The organism is Streptomyces sp. NPDC007162 (assembly GCF_040634175.1).
In the GTDB taxonomy this organism is placed as follows: domain Bacteria; phylum Actinomycetota; class Actinomycetes; order Streptomycetales; family Streptomycetaceae; genus Streptomyces.
On the sequence record NZ_JBEYFC010000707.1, the window covers coordinates 1 to 3,752 of the forward strand.

General features: G+C 72.4%; 5 protein-coding genes and 1 pseudogene. 5 read left to right on the top strand and 1 reads right to left on the bottom strand.

All coding sequences use genetic code 11. The features are described 5' to 3' along the window. On the top strand, positions 1 to 364 hold a 364-nt coding region (locus ABZ646_RS42455), incomplete at its 5' end, for a DUF5709 domain-containing protein (RefSeq protein WP_360531922.1). 78 nt (positions 365 to 442) lie between these two features. On the opposite strand, the gene ABZ646_RS42460 is transcribed toward ABZ646_RS42455, so the two are convergent. Then, the gene (locus tag ABZ646_RS42460) at positions 443 to 1,300 is read right to left on the bottom strand and encodes a magnesium and cobalt transport protein CorA (RefSeq protein ID WP_360531925.1); all 858 of its coding nucleotides are present in this window, start codon (positions 1,298 to 1,300) and stop codon (positions 443 to 445) included. A 102-nt stretch (positions 1,301 to 1,402) separates the two neighbouring features. On the opposite strand from ABZ646_RS42460, the gene ABZ646_RS42465 reads away from it, so the two are divergent. From ABZ646_RS42465 to ABZ646_RS42480, 4 genes and pseudogenes are all read left to right on the top strand, one after another. Then, positions 1,403 to 2,467, top strand: coding sequence for a YihY/virulence factor BrkB family protein (locus ABZ646_RS42465; RefSeq protein WP_360531928.1), 1,065 nt, complete (start codon positions 1,403 to 1,405; stop codon positions 2,465 to 2,467). A 181-nt stretch (positions 2,468 to 2,648) separates the two neighbouring features. Then, entirely contained in the window at positions 2,649 to 3,020 is a 372-nt protein-coding gene (locus ABZ646_RS42470; protein ID WP_360531934.1) for a phage holin family protein, read from the top strand. Further along, positions 3,017 to 3,409, top strand: a complete 393-nt coding sequence (locus ABZ646_RS42475) for a DUF3618 domain-containing protein (RefSeq protein ID WP_360531931.1) — start codon at positions 3,017 to 3,019, stop codon at positions 3,407 to 3,409. Before ABZ646_RS42470 ends, ABZ646_RS42475 begins: the two co-directional genes overlap by 4 nt. A 5-nt stretch (positions 3,410 to 3,414) precedes the next feature. Then, positions 3,415 to 3,675, top strand: a pseudogene (locus ABZ646_RS42480) (DUF4235 domain-containing protein); the annotation flags it as partial. Between the last annotated feature and the right edge of the window lie 77 nt (positions 3,676 to 3,752).

Here is a 3,752-nt window from a genome sequence, read left to right on the forward strand (position 1 = left end):
AGGTCGAGCAGCGCGCGGTACGCGGCCACCGCGTCCTCGACGGCCGCGGGGACCGGGGGCTCGGGAGCAGCACGAGGGCGAGTCGCTCGACGAGCGGCTGCGCCAGGAGGTCCCGGACGTGGCGGCACCCGAGGGCGACGGTATCGGGGATCTGCCCGGGGGTGACGGAGAGCCCCGCGATCCCGAGGTGGGCGACCACCGCGCCGGGCGGCTGGTGGCGCCGGACGAGGGCGCGCACCCGGACAGGACCGGCGAGGCGGTCGCCGACGACAAGGGAGTGGACGGCGGCGCGGCGGGCGCCGAGGAGGCCGCGGTCCACGTCGTGTCCGAGGAGACCCTGCCACCGGCCGGCTCCGAGGGGTGAGGCCGGGATCGCCCCGGAGAACTGAGGCCCGAAGCCGGCCCGGAGAGCCAAGGCCGGGACCGGCCCGGAACCCCGCCCTTACAGCCAGCCGTTGCGGCGGAAGGCCCGGTACAGCCGGCCCGCGCCGAGGGCCATCACGGCCAGCGCGCACGGGTAGCCGTAGCGCCAGTCCAGCTCGGGCATGTGGGCGAAGTTCATGCCGTAGATCCCGGCGACCAGGGTGGGGACGGCGAAGATGGCCGCCCAGGCGCTGATCCGCCGCATGTCGTCGTTCTGCCAGGTGCTCACCGTCGCGAGATGGGCGTCGAGGACCGACCCCAGAACGTCGTCGAGCGCGTGTACTTCGGTGCCGGTGCGGGTGAGGTGGTCGGCGACGTCGCGGAACTCCACGACCTCACGTTTCAGCGAGTAGATCCGCTCGGTCAGGTCCGACCGCACCTGGGCGGCCGCCTCGGCGTAGGCGTCGACGACGACGTCCACCACCGCGTGCAGGACGCCGTCCGGGCCGAGCCGGGCCATGCCCGGCTCCTCGGCGAGCCGGCGGGCCGCGTCCGCGGCGGGGTCGCTCGCACCGTGGCGCACGGTCAGCGCCAAGGACGGGCCGAGGAAGATCATCACTTCGCCGGTCTCCACGTCGGCGGTCCGCTCGACGAACCACAGCGTCTTCACGGCGACCGCGAGCACCTCGCCGTAGCGCTCCTGCTTCGGGCGTTGGTGGGCCTGGATCGCGTCCTCGACGGCGAGCGGATGCAGGTTCAGATGCTTGCCGAGCCGTTCGAGTTCCTCCTGGGAGGGGTCGGTCACCCGGATCCAGGCGAACTCGTCCGGCGCCAGCGCGGCCAGTCGGTCCGTCGTCGCCGTGCATCCCGCGTCCGCCTGATCGCAGTCGATCCGCTCGCAGGCGCCCGTCCGTTTCTGGTAGATCTCACACTCCATGCCTTCCTGGGTGCTTCCGCGAGCGCGTTCCCTGCCTGTCCGCGCCCGATTCCGGCACCGCTCGGCCGCGTAGCCGGGGCGCGGAGGGGTTACCCGGTGCGTATGCAGAGGCTTCGTGTTCCATGGCGCAAGACACGTCCGGACAGCGGCGAGGGCCCGGGACGCGGGATACCGACGCCCGAGGAGGCGGGGCCCGGACCCGACGTCGAACGGCGCGCGCCGGACACGCCGACGAGACTCCCGAAGCGGGCCTGGGGTGCCGTCCTCAAAGGGGCCCTGCACGAGTTCAAGGACGACGAGCTGACCGATCGCGCGGCGGCCCTGACGTACTACGGGGTGCTGTCGCTGTTCCCGGCGCTGCTGGTGCTGGTCTCCCTGCTGGGCATCGCCGGCAGGTCGACCACCACCGCGGTGCTCGACAACGTGCGGCAGCTGGCGCCGGGCCCGGCCCGGGACATCATCACCCGTGCCGTGGAGCAGTTGCAGGGCAAGGCCGGTGCCGGGTCGGTCATGGCGGTCGTCGGCCTGGTCCTGGCGCTCTGGTCGGCCTCCGGCTACGTCGCGGCGTTCATCCGCGCCGCGAACACGGTCTACGACATCCCTGAGGGCCGTCCGCTGTGGAAGATCCTCCCCCTGCGCGTGCTGCTCACCTTCGTCCTCATGGTGATGGCGGTGGCCAGCGGCCTGATCGTGGTCTTCACCGGCGGCATCGCCCGGCAGGCGGGCACCGCCCTCGGTATCGGGGACGGGGCGCTGGCGGTGTGGTCGATCGCCAAGTGGCCGGTGCTCGTTCTCCTGGTCACCGTGATGATCGCGGTCCTGTACTGGGCCAGCCCCAACGCGAGGGTCAAGGGGTTCCGGTGGATCACGCCGGGCAGTTTCGTCGCTCTGCTGCTCTGGCTGGTCGCCTCCGGAGGCTTCGCGTTCTACGTCGCCGGTTTCGCCTCGTACAACAAGACCTACGGCACCATGGCGGGCGTCGTCGTGTTTCTGGTGTGGCTGTGGCTCACCAACCTGGCCGTGCTGCTGGGGCTGGAGTTCGATGCCGAGACCGCACGCCAACGGGCCGTCGCGGGCGGTCTGCCGCCGGAGGCGGAGCCGTACACCGAGCCCCGCTCGACCAGCACGTGGGACGAGGAGGACGTCCGCAGGCTGGACGAGGCCTGATCCTGTCCTGAACCCGGTCGTTCGGGGTACTCGCGCGTTCGTCGGACCGCAGGGCGTGTCAGGCCCGGCGGGCAGCAACGGACAGGGACGGGAGGTGAGCGTCGTGTCGGGCACGCAGCCGCACCAGGCCGCAACGGGCCGGAGCACGGACCGCTCCGGCCAGGGACCGGTGAGCGAGCCGGTGAGCGAACTGGTGCAGCGGGCCTCGCAGCAGCTGACGGAGCTGGTGCGCGGTGAACTGAGGCTGGCGCAGGCGGAGATGAAGGAGAAGGGCAGGCGCTACGGCAAGGGGGGCGGCCTGTTCGGCGGCGCCGGTCTCGTCGGCTTCCTGACGCTCCAGGCACTGGTGGCCAGTGTGATCGCCGCACTGTCGGTGGCGCTGCCGGTGTGGGCGGCGGGGCTGATCGTGACGGCGGTCCTCGGTTTGATCGCCGCGGTGCTGGCCAGGAGCGGAAAGAAGCAGGTCGGGCAGGCCGCACCGGCCAAGCCCGAGCAGACCGTCGAGAACGTGAAGGCCGACGTGGCCGTGATCAAGGAGAGTGCGCACCGATGACCCAGCCGCCGCACGACGAACCCACCGCCGACGGCCCCGAGGAACTGCGTGAACAGGTCGAGCAGACCCGTGCCGAACTCGGGGAGACGGTCCAGGCCCTGGCGGCGAAGACCGATGTCGGGGCCCGGGCACGGCAGAAGGGCGCCGAGGTCAGGGAGCAGGCCGCTGTGAAGGGCGGCCAACTGAAGGAGCAGGCCGCTGTCAGGGCCGGGGAACTGAGGGCGAAGGCCGCCGACGTGGCCCAGCAGACCCAGGAGCGGCTGCCCGACCCCGTCCGGGACAAGGCCGTACAAGGGGCGCGGCTGGCCCGGGACAACCGCAAGGTGCTGCTGACCGTGGCGGGTGCCGCCGTCGTGGTGTGGATGGCCTGCCGCGGGGTGAAGGGGTGAGCGGGATGAAGGTGTCGAAGATCGCTTACAAGCCGGTGGGGCTGGCTCTCGGCCTGCTCGCGGGCCTGGCCGCCGGAGCGCTGTTCAAACAGACGTGGAAGGTGCTCGGTCACGACGAGGACGCCCCGGACGCCACCGACGAGGACCGGTCCTGGCGCGAGGTGCTGCTCGCCGCCACGCTCCAGGGCGCGATCTTCTCGGTGGTGAAGGCGGCCGTGAACCGCGCGGGAGCGACCGGCGTGCGCAGCCTGACCGGGAGCTGGCCCCCCTTTCGCGCTGCCGGGCGGGTCGGCGGGAGCGGTGGGCGGCGACGACGGCGCCGCGGCCGGGGCGAGCGGGCCAG

Bases quoted from the DNA above. Each gene is read 5' to 3' on its own strand.
- ABZ646_RS42475 (WP_360531931.1), top strand. From the start codon at position 3,017: ATGACCCAGCCGCCGCACGACGAACCCACCGCCGACGGCCCCGAGGAA.
- ABZ646_RS42460 (WP_360531925.1), bottom strand. From the start codon at position 1,300: ATGGAGTGTGAGATCTACCAGAAACGGACGGGCGCCTGCGAGCGGATC.
- ABZ646_RS42465 (WP_360531928.1), top strand. From the start codon at position 1,403: ATGCAGAGGCTTCGTGTTCCATGGCGCAAGACACGTCCGGACAGCGGC.